The sequence below is a fragment of the Wolbachia endosymbiont (group B) of Gerris lacustris genome, from assembly GCF_964028355.1.
GTDB lineage: Bacteria > Pseudomonadota > Alphaproteobacteria > Rickettsiales > Anaplasmataceae > Wolbachia.
In genome coordinates this window covers 246,476-261,380 of the sequence record NZ_OZ034761.1, presented here as the reverse complement: position 1 = coordinate 261,380, position 14,905 = coordinate 246,476, and the positions used below count along the sequence as shown (strand labels likewise).

The following is a 14,905-nucleotide window of genomic DNA, read 5'->3' as shown; positions in this document are numbered from 1 at the left end:
TCTACATTGCCTCTCCTATTTCAACATCAATAGATGGATTTTTTTCTTTAGTAGTAGGTAAGTTAGAAATACTAACATCATGGATACGAAAATTATCGTTTAAGTTTTTCTGTAGCTTCTTGTATTGATGAGAAATATCTTTATTAGATTGAAAATTAAACCTTAAAGTTGTGGTAATATAACTTTTTGCCTCATTATAATTCCACTCAAATGATTGAAGCTTTACACCTGGTACTTTTAACTTTTCTACATGCTTAACTTGTGTGAGAGGAGAGTATTCTATTTTTGATAAAGTATTATTGATATTAATAAAATCGTAAACTTCATCTATCTTCTTTACATTATAGCTTTGGCTAAATCTTATTAGTTTGTTATTTAAAGTGTTCTGCTTCGCAGATAAATTATCAGCAATATTGAAATTCGAATACAAGTTTTGCAAATAAAAGGTGTTAGTTGTAACTATAACCAAGATGAGATATAGAAAAATTCGAGGAGAGTTTAAATAAAGGTAGTTAAATAGATAAAATTCTTTAGTTTCTTTTGTGTTAAAAATATTTATTGGCTTATTCTTAAAGCTGTGGAACAAAATTGTAGTATCACAAAAGCTATCTTTTTCGCTTATAGCTAATCCTGTCTCCAATAGTTTACCTAGCTCATATGGAGTTAATATACTCATACTATTCTCTGAAAAATTTATGACTGATAGGCTAGCTTTAATAGCTTCTGACACTATGATACAAAGATCAATAGGGCTATTTTTTTCAAATCCAAATTTAGTTAAAGATCGAATGGTATTTTGTACTTCCTGATATATTCCACCAGCAATGATCCCTGGTAAATTATCATTAGTAAATGGTATTAAACGCGTAAATATTATTTTATTCTCTTTAAGAATCACTTGCCTGTAGCCACCTGTTTTAGTTGCAGTAACTATAATTTTCCAATTATTAGGATCTTTATGTAGAATCTTTTTTGCTATACTGCTTACTTCTAAAGGAAACATTAATATTCCTTTAAAGTTAGAGCCTATTTCAACAAATACATTTAACCAATATTCTATTAAATGCTTTGCTTTTGATGAAACAAAGAGGTAGCACCAGTTCTGGTTAAATTTATTTGGCTTTTCAACTAAGAGGATCGAATTTATATCATTGTTATGAGCAAGATGTTCCATTTTTGTTTTTGCTGATAGATAAGCACTAATCCTATTCACTCTTGGAATAGACTGTAACGAATAGCTCTGATCAGCGTGATTGAGCACCAGGTATAAAGGTGCCTTTTTATCTAATGAAAGACACGAAATTAAGTCAGAAACAACTTTATTATTTTTGTCTTTAGCAAAATACCTTTTATTTAAAGTATCATTTTTAAAATATAGTAACATTATGCCTTCTTCTCCTAGAGAAAGCATAAACTTACTTTCGGATCTTGATCCAAACATATTAATAAAGCGTATACTCATCTAGAATTAAAAAGGTAATTTATTGAAATTCATTAAACATTAGATGGAAATATTATCATAAATTTTCACAGCAACACCATTTATATTATAACTTTTTGATAAATTTAGTAGTAATATTAACCTATTTATATGACGAAGGTTTTTTTATATTTTAGTGTTCCCCTGTAGGATTTTTTACCTTAAGGCGAAGGTATATTAGACACAACTTAACCTGATGAACGAGAATTAACCATATCTCAGCTTGATGTTTTCTTTCTTAATAAGAGACTAAAATTGAGTTGAAATAAAGACTTGATTTGATGCACTTTGTTGCACATTACCATTTAGTATACTTAAACTGAACATTTTCAGTGAATCCATCTGGCATAACTGAAATTTTTGTATTCATATTTATTTTTAAGTAATGTATTAATTCATCAACTAATATATCAGGAGCAGAAGCACCTGCAGTAATTCCTATTTTTTCTGCGCCCTGTAACCAGCTTCTGTTCACGCATCTGTAATTATCAATCAAATAGGCTCTTTTTCCTCTGGAAATGCACAGGTCTAATAAGCGGTTTGAATTAGAACTGTTTTTACTTCCTATAATTAACACTACGTCTGTAATTTTAGCCAATTTTTTAACAGCGTTCTGCCTATTTTGCGTTGCATAGCATATATCTTTTAAGTCGGGGCCTGTAATACTTGGAAATCTGAGCTTCAGTGTAGCAATAATTTCTTTGGTATCGTCAATACTTAACGTGGTTTGTGTTACATAAGATAAATTATCTGGATCTTTGATTTGTAAATTGTATACGTCTTGCATAGTTTGTACTAGAGATATAGGATTACTTACTCTTCCTATAATTCCTTTAACTTCTGGATGATTTTCATGTCCAATTAGAATTAATTCTTTACCATTATCCTCATACCTTTTTGCCTCTTTATGTACTTTGCTGACTAATGGACATGTTGCATCAATCACTTGAACACCCTTTCTTTTTGCCTCATCCTCTATACTTTTCGACACTCCATGTGCGCTAAAGATCAATATCCCTCTATTGTCTTTAATGTCTTCTATGCTGCTTACAAAAACCACTCCTTGTTTCTTGAAGTCCTCTACTATATACTTATTATGAACGATTTCGTGTAGTACATAAACTTGGCGTTCATTTTTGTATTTCTCTAAAGTAATTGCTAATATGTCTACAGCTCTTTTAACTCCTGCACAGAAACCACGTGGTTCAGCTAAGATAATCTCCATTTTTTAAGTAAGTATGTAAACATTGCTAAAAAGTAAGCTCCGCTCACTATGTTTCATATCATAGCTGCTTTACTATAATTTTAAATTTATCATTACCAAGATTCTTATTAATATACCAAGAACCGTCATCTTTAATTACAAATTCAGGACCCTTGAGGTCTCTTGTGATTGTCCTTCCATCTTGGTCATCCATGGCAATATTGATATCAAATGTAACGATGTCTAGATTTACCATAGCTTTTTTTTCACTGTCTGAATTTAAACCAAACTTGCCTAACATGACATCATTAAAACTCACTTTTCCTTCATAAGTATCACACTGACCATCTATACAACACTCACTTTCAATATAAAAAAGATCTGACATATTTACATCTATAAAAAAAGAACTAAACTTACATACTAAATATAACTTATTGTTAATAAGCAATTACAGATTACTTTGGCTACAGCAATAATGCAACTGGAAGTATAACATAATTAATTGTATAAGAAACTATACTTTAGAGAAATGGTTGTTTAGTTTTTTTATTAATTTTTTTCACCATGCTGTCAATCATGTGCTTTATTCCTTGATATACAGAGTATGTACTTTCATCGCTACGCATATAAGCAGAACAGGAAAATATATTATGCTTTTCGTCTTCTATTGATAGCTTTGTATCGCATGTTATATGTTCGCCGCCGAGCTTCTCTATCAACTGGTCTTTGTCGTCTCCTATAGTTACCTTAATCTTACTTTTTTCTTTACCTATCTTGCTACTTAAAATTAAAACAATAATGGCTGGAGATATACATATAGTTCCTATTGGCTTTTTTGCAACAAAGAACTCTGAGACTAATCTTTCAAACTCAGGCATTACTGTTTTATTTTCAGCTAAGTCAGATAAATTTTTCGCAACTCCATATCCACCAGGTACGACTAGCATGTCAAAATTTTCAGCTTTAGCTTCTCTTAAATCATTTATCTCACCTCTTGCAATTCTTGCTGCTTCTACAAGTACATTCCTTTTTTCTTTTACTGCTTCTTTTGTTTTGTGATTCATAACTTGTGTGATATCAACATCAGGAGCAAAGCACGTGACTTCAACTTCCTGCTGATCAAACACAAGCAGAGTTAAGACTGCTTCTCTCACCTCTGTGCCGTCGAGGTGGCCGCATCCTGATAAAACCACAGCAGCTCTTAATTTTTTCTCACCCATAAAATACCTTGATTTCATATAATCTAGGTATTGTAATACAAATTACATATTTGGAAAGGAGTAATTATTTTATGTCAATTATAATATAATTAATAATTAGTATATATAATTAGGCATATTTATAATTAATGGGAGTCGAATATGGTACAAGGTGGTACAGCAAATCCAACCAATTCGGACAAGTTCATTGAAGATGTAGTAAGACATATTAGTAAAAAAGAAGATTTGTTACAAAAATTGCAGGATCTATTAAGACTAAATGGCTTTGAAAAGAAAGGTGAAATTTTTAATGAATCAACTATCAATGATATGTCTAAATTTCTGATGGAAAATAAAGATCTTTTTGAGGGTGTAATAAGTCTTATATTGGAAGATTTTGAGAAAAACAAAGTTGAATCAAAAGAATTTTTGGAACAAGTAAATAAAGTAAAAGGCATGGAGAAAGAGCTTGAAACTTTAGGCAATCAACTGTTAGCTCAGGGGTTAATAAGTGGAGCAGCAGTGACAACACTAACAGGTGTACTAGCAGGTTTATTAACAGTAGGAGGAGTGACTGGTGCATTAATTGGTGGTGGGGCAGCATTCGTAGGATTTATGGCACTAGTTGCTATAGCTGCTATTGGTTATCTTATATACCAGAATAGAGGTGAGATAAAAGAAGGTGCGATTGAAGTAGGAAAAGCAGTGAAAAGTTTTGTGAAAGATGTAATCGATAAATTACCTACAATTCAAGCAAGAGAGAATAATTTTGATAGATTACGTAGTGAATTGCTTGCAGGTATTGCAGACGATAGTAAGTTAAAAGCAGGGCAAAGCGTGGAAGACGCTAAGAATCAGAACAAGATAGTAGAAATGCTTCAAAATCAAGAGCAGAAATCTGTTATACAAGAGTTAGTAAAGAATGGAACTATTCAAAATTTTTCAGAAGATGATATGAGTAGACTTCTGAACAAAGGTCTTATACCAATTCCCGCTATACAAGCAACGAATAGACGATAATGGAAAAAAAGCCATACTGGAGTAAGTAAAACAGCGAGGTTTAGATGGCATTAAGATCAAAATTATTGGATGAAAAAGTGGTGGAATCAGCAAAAGAGATGCTGAAGAAAGTAAGAAATAATGCGTATGTTGCAAAAAAACTAAATGCTGTAATTGCAGCAAAAAAGCACAGTATAACAGCTGTAGCAAAAATATGTTGCATTTCGAGAAAGGCAATTACTACATGGATAAAGCACATAAAATTTGGAAGAGAAGAAAAATTATTTTCTCCACCTCAATGCCGTAGAAAAACTATATTGAACCAAAGTCAACTTGAACAAATTGAGGTGTGGATAGAGGAAAACCCCAATATTACTATTAGAGAAATGAGAATAAGAATCCAAGAAAGATTTGGTTTGAATATCAGCAAATCCACAATACATCGTAATATGCAAAGAATGAAATTCTCATATATCACACCAAGACCAGTTCATAGTGGACAGGATAAAAATAAGCAAGAGGAGTTTAAAAAAAAACCTCAATGAAACTATTGTCATGCATTCTGAAAAAGAGCTATTTTTCTTCGATGAATCACGGTTTGGTACACATTCAAAAGTTGGACATGGGTGGTTTAAAAAAGGCAGTAGGACACAGGTTAAGGTAAAATTAGGTAGGGAAAATTTTTATCTCTATAGTGCAGTTAATCCCAGAAATGGAGAGAATTTTAGCTTATTTGCACCAAACGTCAACACTGCTTGTATAAATATATTCCTTGAACAGATGTCGCAATATTTATACCAACTCTCATTATTAATGAACCAAATAAGAAGCATTGCAGAGTTGTTTAACCGTGGAAGGGGAAAGAGAGGTAATAAATTTACACAAAGCGCTCTCAAGCAGAACAATTGTATCGTAGATTTTATTGCGCAAAATGTTCTGTTTTATATATAACCAAAACCTCTCAACAGGATTGAGGTCAGGTGAGTATGGTGGTAGGTATATAATTTCGATATTTTTAGGTATCTTTAAACTTTTTGACTTATGCCAACTAGCGCAATCCATCACGAGAAAAGCCTTTCGTATTCCTAAATATTGCGACATCTGTTCAAGGAATATATTTATACAAGCAGTGTTGACGTTTGGTGCAAATAAGCTAAAATTCTCTCCATTTCTGGGATTAACTGCACTATAGAGATAAAAATTTTCCCTACCTAATTTTACCTTAACCTGTGTCCTACTGCCTTTTTTAAACCACCTATGTCCAACTTTTGAATGTGTACCAAACCGTGATTCATCGAAGAAAAATAGCTCTTTTTCAGAATGCATGACAATAGTTTCATTGAGGTTTTTTTTTAAACTCCTCTTGCTTATTTTTATCCTGTCCACTATGAACTGGTCTTGGTGTGATATATGAGAATTTCATTCTTTGCATATTACGATGTATTGTGGATTTGCTGATATTCAAACCAAATCTTTCTTGGATTCTTATTCTCATTTCTCTAATAGTAATATTGGGGTTTTCCTCTATCCACACCTCAATTTGTTCAAGTTGACTTTGGTTCAATATAGTTTTTCTACGGCATTGAGGTGGAGAAAATAATTTTTCTTCTCTTCCAAATTTTATGTGCTTTATCCATGTAGTAATTGCCTTTCTCGAAATGCAACATATTTTTGCTACAGCTGTTATACTGTGCTTTTTTGCTGCAATTACAGCATTTAGTTTTTTTGCAACATACGCATTATTTCTTACTTTCTTCAGCATCTCTTTTGCTGATTCCACCACTTTTTCATCCAATAATTTTGATCTTAATGCCATCTAAACCTCGCTGTTTTACTTACTCCAGTATGGCTTTTTTTCCATTATTGTCTATTCGTTGCTTGTATAGCGGGAATTGGTATAAGTTCATCTATATCAACAGGTACAGAGTTAATATGATCAACTATAACAGATTTTGCCTGTTGTAATTTTTCTTGTTTTTGGTTAACAGCATAGTGCTCAACATTAAATAGTTTTTTTTGCTGCGGAGGTAAACTAAACCTAATACTCTCTATTACGTCATCAGCGGACTCGATAAGCTTAGCACCGTTTTTAATTAAATAATTACTACCACTACAACGTGAATCTAAAGGGAAACCAGAAACTGCAAATACCTCTCTTCCTTGATTCAAAGCAAAATCTGCTGTGATGAGAGAACCAGACTTTTTTGATGCTTCGATTACCACAACACCGAGTGACAGGCCAGATATAATTCGATTCCTTTGAGGAAAATACTGAGGCTTTGGTTTAGTAGCAAATGGAAGCTCAGTAATTACTAATCCGCCATTTTCAGTGATTTTTTTGTATAGATCAAGATTTTCTCTTGGGTATACTACGTCAATTCCGCTTGCTGTGACAGCAATGGTTAGGTGATTTTTGTATATTACACTGTTTGCTGCAGTGTCGATTCCCCTTGCAAGTCCAGAAACGATAATAAAACCAGCCTCGCTTAAATTAAGTGCCAACTTATTGGCAAAATTTCTTCCATTGATTGAAGAATTACGTCCACCGATTATTGCAATTATCTCATGGCTTAATAACGACACATCACCAAGTGTAGTTATTACAGGAGGACAACCAGAGATATTCCTTAAAATGTCAGGGTAATCTGGATCACATGCTGGTATAATTTTAGCTCCAATTTTTTCTGCATTCTTAATTTCTTCTTTTGCACTTTGAATTTCATAATCCTTATTAGCCAACTCATTAAGATATTTAAGCACTTCACCTAGCGACCCACATGCTCTCAGTATACTAAAGAACTTTACTGGCCCCACAGTTCTAGCCAAGCTTAGCCATACTCCTAATTCTTCGTTATTTAATTTATTTATCTTCATAAAAAGCTTGAATTTCTTATTAATTTAGTGTACCCAAGATAATGTAAATATACAGTGTTTTATGACGCATTTTGTTACGGATAAATGCATAAAATGTAAATATACGGACTGTGTAGAAGTATGTCCCGTTGACTGCTTCTATGAAGGTAAAAACATGCTCGTGATTAACCCAGATGAATGTATTGATTGTGGAGTGTGTATACCTGAGTGTCCAGTAGATGCAATTGTAACTGATGATTCCATAACAGATATTCTAGAGCTAGACGAAGGCTTGCTGAACAATGAACAAAAAATCTTTAAATCATTTTACAACATAAACGTGGAATATTCGCAAAAGTGGCCAAATATCACAGCTAAAAAGCAACCCTTAGATACAGCAGAAGAGTATAAAGAAAAAAAGGATAAAACAGCTTATTTTGATGAAAATCTAAAGTAGTGCTGCGTTTTGCAAGTAATGAGCACTGGAATCCAGGAAAGAAACAGTGTCAACATCTACTACCTGTAATCTTTGTACAGTTGTGGGTAGAAACATTTTTTCTATTGAAGACAGGGGTACCTTTTATTATGCTATATAGAAAATGGTTGTAGCAATTCTAAATGGCGGATTTTCTTGTGAAAGAGAAATATCTCTTATGAGCGGAAAAGCAGTCAAGAAGGCACTTGATAGCTTATCATATAATGCAATAGAAATAGATGTTGATAGCAACATTGCTGAAAAGCTTAGAAAAATTAATCCGGGCCTTGCTTTTATTGCTCTACATGGTCCTTATGGTGAAGATGGCTGTATTCAAGGTTTATTGGAAATCTTAGGTATAGAATATACACACTCCGGAGTTATGGCTTCGGCTGTTGCGATGAACAAGGCAATGTCAAAACATATATTTCGATCACTTAATATCAACACTCCAAAAGGTGATGTAATTAGTCGAGAAGATCTGCTAAAAAATAATATTACAATTGATTATCCGTACGTCTTAAAACCAATTAACGAAGGTTCTAGCATCGGAGTACACATGATTTTCTCGCATGAGGATTACTTAAAATCAAAAAACATGTTTGCAGCGCATGACCAGAAAGAAGAAAAATGGATCCCAGTGTCGAAGCACTGGGATGACAAGAAAGGAGATACTTGGATGACAAAAGGTTATTTAAGAGATTTGATGATCGTAGAAGAGTATATACCTGGTATAGAGTTACATACTGCTGTGTTGCTGAACGAAGCAATTGGCACTATGGAAATACGACCAAAAAATAAATTCTATGATTATGAAGCAAAGTATACAGATGGATTTGCAGAACATATATTTCCTGCTGAAATTCCTGACAATATATATAAAATGACCTTGGAACACGCACTAAAAGTTCATCAATTTTTAGGATGCAAAACTGTTTCCCGCTCAGATTTTCGTTATAATCCCAAAAATAACACTTTAAAAATGCTTGAGATTAATACACATCCTGGCTTTACTGAGTTATCATTAGTGCCAGAAATTGCAAAATTGACAAAAGGAATCGATTTTAATGAATTAGTTAAAATTGTTGTCGAAGACAGTTTACACCACAGGAATATTAGAGATCAAGCCGATGTTGAACAATGTTACTAGAAGCCAAAGGAGTTTTTTGCGCAAGTGTGCTTTCATGATTATAACTGCACTTTTCCTTACACTAATACTCTACAGCTCACTTGATAAAATAATAAATCGATTTAATTACTACTTTACTTGGTATAATGACTGCCTATCTAGTTTATTACTCAGTAGTGGATTTTCAATCGACGAAGTAATCGTGAGCGGCAATAAATTTACAAACAAAAAGGATATTCTAAGTTTGACAGATAGAACGCAACCTATCCTGTATATATCACTTTCAAAACTTGCCGGTAACATACAATCCGTAAGCAGATGGATAAAATACGTAAGAGTTCACAGAATTTTGCCCAATACCCTACATATTAATATAGATGAGCATAAACCGTTTGCTCTCTGGAAAGATAATAACAAAACTTCGGTAATTGATTTCGAAGGCAAAGTGATCGTAGATGACTATCCAGTAGATGATCTTGTTGTAATTACAGGACAAAACTCGTTATCAAACCTAGAATTTGTTAGAGATGTGTTAGAGAGTAAAACTCAATTAAGTGACCACATTTCTTCTTGTGTTTATGTAGGCAATAGAAGATGGAATATCATACTCGATGACAGTTACACAGTAAAATTACCTGAAGATAATCCTTATAGTGCATGGGATTATTTAAACCACTTGCAAAATACAACCGACTTTACTTTTAGCAATTGGAGCATAATTGATATGCGTGTTGCCGATAAAATCTTTGTAAAAAGGTGATCTGCTCAGTGCTCCTTTTTGTAACGCAAGTAGCACTTTTTCTGTCATCCGAGTAGCTTGACACTGGGATCCAGATTGCAAGTAATTAATTAGGTTGGGTGAGTATGGATTTTGCATTATAGAAGGAAGCATTAACCATTACTAAACAAAAAGCCTTGATCTGGAGTAGAATGTTTTAAAACAGAAACACCACAAAGATCTCCCTTAGACTGAGAGTTTTCTTTAGCACGTTTTAGTTTTTTAAATATTTCTGTGTTTATACCTATATTCTTCTCTGCATAATCATGTAATACCAATTCCCGCTATACAAGCAACGAATAGACAATAATGGAAAAAAAGCCATACTGGAGTAAGTAAAATAGCGAGGTTTAGATGGCATTAAGATCAAAATTATTGGATGAAAAAGTGGTGGAATCAGCAAAAGAGATGCTGAAGAAAGTAAGAAATAATGCGTATGTTGCAAAAAAACTAAATGCTGTAATTGCAGCAAAAAAGCACAGTATAACAGCTGTAGCAAAAATATGTTGCATTTCGAGAAAGGCAATTACTACATGGATAAAGCACATAAAATTTGGAAGAGAAGAAAAATTATTTTCTCCACCTCAACGCCGTAGAAAAACTATATTGAACCAAAGTCAACTTGAACAAATTGAGGTGTGGATAGAGGAAAACCCCAATATTACTATTAGAGAAATGAGAATAAGAATCCAAGAAAGATTTGGTTTGAATATCAGCAAATCCACAATACATCGTAATATGCAAAGAATGAAATTCTCATATATCACACCAAGACCAGTTCATAGTGGACAGGATAAAAATAAGCAAGAGGAGTTTAAAAAAAAACCTCAATGAAACTATTGTCATGCATTCTGAAAAAGAGCTATTTTTCTTCGATGAATCACGGTTTGGTACACATTCAAAAGTTGGACATGGGTGGTTTAAAAAAGGCAGTAGGACACAGGTTAAGGTAAAATTAGGTAGGGAAAATTTTTATCTCTATAGTGCAGTTAATCCCAGAAATGGAGAGAATTTTAGCTTATTTGCACCAAACGTCAACACTGCTTGTATAAATATATTCCTTGAACAGATGTCGCAATATTTAGGAATACGAAAGGCTTTTCTCGTGATGGATTGCGCTAGTTGGCATAAGTCAAAAAGTTTAAAGATACCTAAAAATATCGAAATTATATACCTACCACCATACTCACCTGACCTCAATCCTGTTGAGAGGTTTTGGTTATATATAAAACAGAACATTTTGCGCAATAAAATCTACGATACAATTGTTCTGCTTGAGAGCGCTTTGTGTAAATTTATTACCTCTCTTTCCCCTTCCACGGCTAAACAACTCTGCAATGCTTCTTATTTGGTTCATTAATAATGAGAGTTGGTATTAGCAGCTAGAAACGGCTATAAAGAAACAGTAGAAGCCCTGATAAAAAACAATAAAAAACTTTCAATTGATATATAACAGTTACAAGGCTTGTAACGCAAGATTACTATCAAGTCAGAGAATTGTTGATAGCATCAATTCGATGAACTATAGTAAACTTGAAATCATATGCAGGTATAACAGTAAGTTTAGTTATAAAGGTATTGAAGAATTACTATCAGATGAGGACATTGTTGATAGCATCAATAATTACGATGATGAACTGTTTAGATCCATATTAAGTGATGCGACTTCAGAGCGCAATATCCTAGAAGTACTAAAAGATACTTGCAATAGTGATTATAAACTTGAAAGTAGTGATGACGAGGAAAATGAAGAAGATTATGGATATTATGATAATTTTGATTGCGATGAAGATGAAAAAACTGATACTGATGATGAAAAACGTAAATGCATACTTGGTGATAGTCAGTTTGATAACTACGCAGGTGTGGAAATACCAATAGCAAATAAAGATACTATTGCTAGTATTCGTCTTGTTCAACGCATTATGGTTGAGAGTGGTAAGCTTAGTGATAAACATGCTACAGAATTACTAAAAGATCAAAGTTTATCTGATAAAGTTAAATCTATTGGTGATAAAAAGCTTCAACTCATGCTTAAAAGTAATAAGTTTAGTGGTGAAGATATTATGAAGTTACTAGGAAATCGGGAACGTTCAAAAAAGTGTGTCAAACCGAAAAAAAAGTAATAAATTGATATAAAAAATGGAGGTTTGATATGAGTCAAGCAAATAGAACTAATGGGTTGGTAGATTATAAAGAATTAGAAACAAATATCCTGTCATCTATACGAGAAGGAAGACCATTGACAGGAAGAGATGGAGCATTAACACCGTTTATAAAAAGGTTGCTAGAGGCAAGTCTGGAAGGTGAAATAGAAAGCCACATGTCAGCTAAAAGTGAAGAAAATAACCGAAGAAATGGGAGAAATGCAAAAACTTTACGCACGAGTGCAGGTTCATTTGAGCTGCTAACACCAAGAGATAGGGAGGGAAACTTTGAACCGCAAATAGTCAAAAAAAGGCAAACGAGCCTACATCCAGAACTTGAAGCAAAGGTCTTAAGTACATACGCCAGTGGCATGGGATACAGAGACATAGCTTCACACGTTGAGGAAATATATGACCATAAAATATCAGCAGCAGAGATATCCAGTATTACTGGTAAATTGCTACCAATAATCAATGAATGGCGCAGCCGTCCACTGCAATCAGTGTATCCAATAGTGTTCATGGATGGCATGTTTTTTAAGGTCAAGGAGGACGGACATTGCGTAAGTAAATGCATGTATAATATATTGGGTATAAATCAAAATGGCAGAAAAGAAGTATTAGGTTTTTATTTGGCTGAAAGTGAGGGAGCTAACTTCTGGTTGGGAGTTCTAAATGACCTCAAAGAAAGAGGAGTAGAAGATATTTTAATTGCCTGCATTGATGGACTAAAAAGCTTTCCTACAGCTATAAATAGTGTATTTCCTAAAGCAGAAGTACAGCTATGTATAGTGCATCAGATAAGGAATTCACTGAAATATGTATCTAGCAAAGATGTAAAAGTTTTCATGAATGATTTGAAAAAAATATATCGTGCTTCAAGTAAAGAAATCGCTGAGAATTATTTGCTTGAGCTGGAAGAAAAATGGAGTGAAAAATATCCCTTAGTTACAAAATCGTGGCAAAACAATTGGGAAAATTTATCTAGTTATTTTAAGTATTCTGGGCCAGTTAGGAAGATGATTTACACCACCAATCCAATTGAGGGGTTGCATAGACAGATCAGAAAATTTACTAAAACTAAAGGTTCATTTACCAGTACAAATGCCTTGTACAAACAGGTATATTGTGCTATAAAAAAGGTAGAGCAAAAGTGGATTACTGCTTTGCCTAACTGGGCTTTAACTATGTCTCAACTTGATATCTTTTTTCCTGGCAGGTTAAAAATTGAGTTGAATTGAAAATGCGGTTTGACACACTTTTTTGAACGTTCCCAGGAAATCAAAAAGTTGTTGAGTACCTAAATTTTATTGATTATGAAAAATTGAAACTCATTCATAATAGCAAGAAATTTAATAGTGGACAGTATACTAGTAGCAGTGACAAGATTATTAGAAAATCAAGAGATTGTTAAGCACATCAATTTTATTGATTATGAAAAACTTCGATTTATGCTTTGTGATAATAAGTTTCTTTTTAGCGATATTATAACACTACTAAAAAACCAGGAAGTTGTTGAGAACATCATTGCTTTTAACATTGAAAAATTTCGACTCATATTTTATAATGATAAGCTCAATTGCGTAGATACTATAGAACTACTAAAAAATCAGGAAGTTGTTGATCTCATCAATTTGATTGCTCCTAAAAAATCTAACCTTATATTTAAGAGGTTTAATTATAAGGATATTATAGAATTACTAGAAAATTGGAAAGTTGTTGATCACATCAATTTGATTGTTCCTGAAAAATTAGAACTCATATTTAATAAGTTTAGTTTTAGAGATATTATAAAAGTACTAGAAGACCAAAGTTTATTCGAACGAAGCAATTCTATTGATTAGAAAAAACTTGAACTTATACTCAGTAGTAATAAATTTGATAATCCCATGGTTATGAGATTACTAGAAGATCAGAATTGATTTGATCAAATCAATTCTATTGATGCTGAAAAATTTCGACTTGTACTTAATAACGAAAGATTGAGTAGCACAAGGGTTCTAGAATTATTAGAAGATCAGAATGCTGTTAAACACATTAGTTCTATCAATAATGAAAGGCTAAAGGCAATAATTAGTAATGTTACTGATGGGAGTCTTATAAGTATATTTGGAAATGTTGACCCTCATGTAAGGCAGAATTTGAAGCTTGCCATACCTCTGCGTATAGCTGGTAAAATCACGAATATAGTCGGTAAAGTCACAGATATTGATATCGATTACTTGAGTAACAACAAGAATGTCTACACAGATATAATTGAATACCTTCCCCCAAAGCTGCACATGGACATAGAATACCCTTTATCAGGGATGAACGTAAACATTGAAGATCTTCCCCTAGAGCTGAATATAGATATAAAGTCATTTATACCATTCTCTATATTCGAGAAAAATATCACATGCCAAGAACCTATGTCAAAATTATATAATCTATCTCTAGAGCGGGTTATTGAGAATATCAATCCACATAAAAGAGCCAGGTATTCCTAACACCGCTAAACTCACAAATTCATTTGCAAGAGTTTATAAGTTCTTGTTTATAATAATTTTATTATATCGTAAAACCATCTATATCAGCCTATTTAAACAGCATTTTACTTTCCTTAGGGATTTTTTAAGATTACCTATTGAATTCTATG

General features: G+C 32.9%; 15 protein-coding genes and 2 pseudogenes. 10 read left to right on the top strand and 7 right to left on the bottom strand.

Features of this window, described 5'->3' with window-relative positions:
• Position 1: 1 nt before the first annotated feature.
• The 4 genes from ABWU62_RS01275 to elbB all read right to left on the bottom strand — a co-directional run bounded on the left by ABWU62_RS01275 (position 2) and on the right by elbB (position 3,907).
• Complete coding sequence (locus tag ABWU62_RS01275) at positions 2-1,441, bottom strand: hypothetical protein (RefSeq protein ID WP_353287254.1); 1,440 nt, start codon at positions 1,439-1,441, stop codon at positions 2-4.
• A 337-nt stretch (positions 1,442-1,778) separates the two neighbouring features.
• On the bottom strand, positions 1,779-2,705 hold the full coding sequence (gene ispH, locus ABWU62_RS01270; RefSeq protein WP_353287253.1) for a 4-hydroxy-3-methylbut-2-enyl diphosphate reductase: 927 nt from the start codon (positions 2,703-2,705) through the stop codon (positions 1,779-1,781).
• 58 nt (positions 2,706-2,763) lie between these two features.
• On the bottom strand, positions 2,764-3,072 hold the full coding sequence (locus ABWU62_RS01265) for a hypothetical protein (protein ID WP_353287252.1): 309 nt from the start codon (positions 3,070-3,072) through the stop codon (positions 2,764-2,766).
• A gap of 136 nt (positions 3,073-3,208) precedes the next feature.
• Positions 3,209-3,907: an isoprenoid biosynthesis glyoxalase ElbB gene (gene elbB, locus ABWU62_RS01260; RefSeq protein ID WP_353287251.1), complete on the bottom strand. Its 699-nt coding sequence runs from the start codon at positions 3,905-3,907 to the stop codon at positions 3,209-3,211.
• A 141-nt stretch (positions 3,908-4,048) separates the two neighbouring features.
• On the opposite strand from elbB, the gene ABWU62_RS01255 reads away from it, so the two are divergent.
• Together ABWU62_RS01255 and ABWU62_RS01250 are read left to right on the top strand one after the other, a co-directional pair.
• Positions 4,049-4,906 (top strand): glycine zipper family protein, encoded by an 858-nt coding sequence (locus tag ABWU62_RS01255; RefSeq protein ID WP_353287250.1) that lies wholly within the window; start codon positions 4,049-4,051, stop codon positions 4,904-4,906.
• Positions 4,907-4,950: 44 nt separating this feature from the next.
• A pseudogene (locus ABWU62_RS01250) lies at positions 4,951-5,680 on the top strand (IS630 family transposase); the annotation flags it as partial.
• Positions 5,681-5,695: 15 nt separating this feature from the next.
• Here the strand turns inward: ABWU62_RS01250 and ABWU62_RS01245 are convergent.
• Positions 5,696-6,701, bottom strand: a protein-coding gene (locus tag ABWU62_RS01245; RefSeq protein ID WP_353287249.1) for an IS630 family transposase whose coding sequence is annotated in 2 segments (ribosomal slippage) — positions 5,696-6,238 and positions 6,240-6,701 — 1,005 coding nt in all. Because the reading frame shifts where the segments join, the coding sequence is not laid out codon by codon here.
• Positions 6,702-6,760: 59 nt separating this feature from the next.
• Positions 6,761-7,759 (bottom strand): annotated as a pseudogene (gene dprA, locus ABWU62_RS01235) (DNA-processing protein DprA); the annotation flags it as partial.
• Positions 7,760-7,820: 61 nt separating this feature from the next.
• Between dprA and ABWU62_RS01230 the strand changes: the two are divergent.
• The 3 genes from ABWU62_RS01230 to ABWU62_RS01220 all read left to right on the top strand — a co-directional run bounded on the left by ABWU62_RS01230 (position 7,821) and on the right by ABWU62_RS01220 (position 10,102).
• A complete protein-coding gene (locus tag ABWU62_RS01230) occupies positions 7,821-8,195 on the top strand; it encodes a ferredoxin family protein (protein WP_353287247.1) in 375 nt (124 codons plus the stop codon).
• Positions 8,196-8,337: 142 nt separating this feature from the next.
• Positions 8,338-9,363 (top strand): D-alanine--D-alanine ligase, encoded by a 1,026-nt coding sequence (locus ABWU62_RS01225; protein WP_353287246.1) that lies wholly within the window; start codon positions 8,338-8,340, stop codon positions 9,361-9,363.
• Entirely contained in the window at positions 9,344-10,102 is a 759-nt protein-coding gene (locus tag ABWU62_RS01220) for a cell division protein FtsQ/DivIB (RefSeq protein ID WP_353287245.1), read from the top strand. Before ABWU62_RS01225 ends, ABWU62_RS01220 begins: the two co-directional genes overlap by 20 nt.
• 131 nt (positions 10,103-10,233) lie before the next feature.
• Here the strand turns inward: ABWU62_RS01220 and ABWU62_RS01215 are convergent, their stop codons facing one another.
• On the bottom strand, positions 10,234-10,398 hold the full coding sequence (locus ABWU62_RS01215; RefSeq protein ID WP_353287244.1) for a hypothetical protein: 165 nt from the start codon (positions 10,396-10,398) through the stop codon (positions 10,234-10,236).
• 76 nt (positions 10,399-10,474) lie between these two features.
• On the opposite strand from ABWU62_RS01215, the gene ABWU62_RS01210 reads away from it, so the two are divergent.
• The 5 genes from ABWU62_RS01210 (at position 10,475) to ABWU62_RS01190 (ending at position 14,756) form a co-directional block, all read left to right on the top strand.
• Positions 10,475-11,480, top strand: a protein-coding gene (locus ABWU62_RS01210) for an IS630 family transposase (RefSeq protein WP_353287184.1) whose coding sequence is annotated in 2 segments (ribosomal slippage) — positions 10,475-10,936 and positions 10,938-11,480 — 1,005 coding nt in all. Because the reading frame shifts where the segments join, the coding sequence is not laid out codon by codon here.
• A 157-nt stretch (positions 11,481-11,637) separates the two neighbouring features.
• Positions 11,638-12,246, top strand: a complete 609-nt coding sequence (locus ABWU62_RS01205; RefSeq protein WP_353287243.1) for a hypothetical protein — start codon at positions 11,638-11,640, stop codon at positions 12,244-12,246.
• 29 nt (positions 12,247-12,275) lie between these two features.
• Complete coding sequence (locus ABWU62_RS01200) at positions 12,276-13,508, top strand: IS256 family transposase (RefSeq protein ID WP_353287242.1); 1,233 nt, start codon at positions 12,276-12,278, stop codon at positions 13,506-13,508.
• Positions 13,509-13,625: 117 nt separating this feature from the next.
• A complete protein-coding gene (locus tag ABWU62_RS01195) occupies positions 13,626-14,111 on the top strand; it encodes a hypothetical protein (protein WP_353287241.1) in 486 nt (161 codons plus the stop codon).
• Positions 14,112-14,249: 138 nt separating this feature from the next.
• Positions 14,250-14,756, top strand: coding sequence for a hypothetical protein (locus tag ABWU62_RS01190; RefSeq protein WP_353287240.1), 507 nt, complete (start codon positions 14,250-14,252; stop codon positions 14,754-14,756).
• Positions 14,757-14,905: the final 149 nt, after the last annotated feature.

Bases quoted from the DNA above. Each gene is read 5' to 3' on its own strand.
- ABWU62_RS01275 (WP_353287254.1), bottom strand. From the start codon at position 1,441: ATGTTTGGATCAAGATCCGAAAGTAAGTTTATGCTTTCTCTAGGAGAA.
- ispH (WP_353287253.1), bottom strand. From the start codon at position 2,705: ATGGAGATTATCTTAGCTGAACCACGTGGTTTCTGTGCAGGAGTTAAA.
- ABWU62_RS01265 (WP_353287252.1), bottom strand. From the start codon at position 3,072: ATGTCAGATCTTTTTTATATTGAAAGTGAGTGTTGTATAGATGGTCAG.
- elbB (WP_353287251.1), bottom strand. From the start codon at position 3,907: ATGGGTGAGAAAAAATTAAGAGCTGCTGTGGTTTTATCAGGATGCGGC.
- ABWU62_RS01255 (WP_353287250.1), top strand. From the start codon at position 4,049: ATGGTACAAGGTGGTACAGCAAATCCAACCAATTCGGACAAGTTCATT.
- ABWU62_RS01230 (WP_353287247.1), top strand. From the start codon at position 7,821: ATGACGCATTTTGTTACGGATAAATGCATAAAATGTAAATATACGGAC.
- ABWU62_RS01225 (WP_353287246.1), top strand. From the start codon at position 8,338: ATGGTTGTAGCAATTCTAAATGGCGGATTTTCTTGTGAAAGAGAAATA.
- ABWU62_RS01220 (WP_353287245.1), top strand. From the start codon at position 9,344: ATGTTGAACAATGTTACTAGAAGCCAAAGGAGTTTTTTGCGCAAGTGT.
- ABWU62_RS01205 (WP_353287243.1), top strand. From the start codon at position 11,638: ATGAACTATAGTAAACTTGAAATCATATGCAGGTATAACAGTAAGTTT.
- ABWU62_RS01200 (WP_353287242.1), top strand. From the start codon at position 12,276: ATGAGTCAAGCAAATAGAACTAATGGGTTGGTAGATTATAAAGAATTA.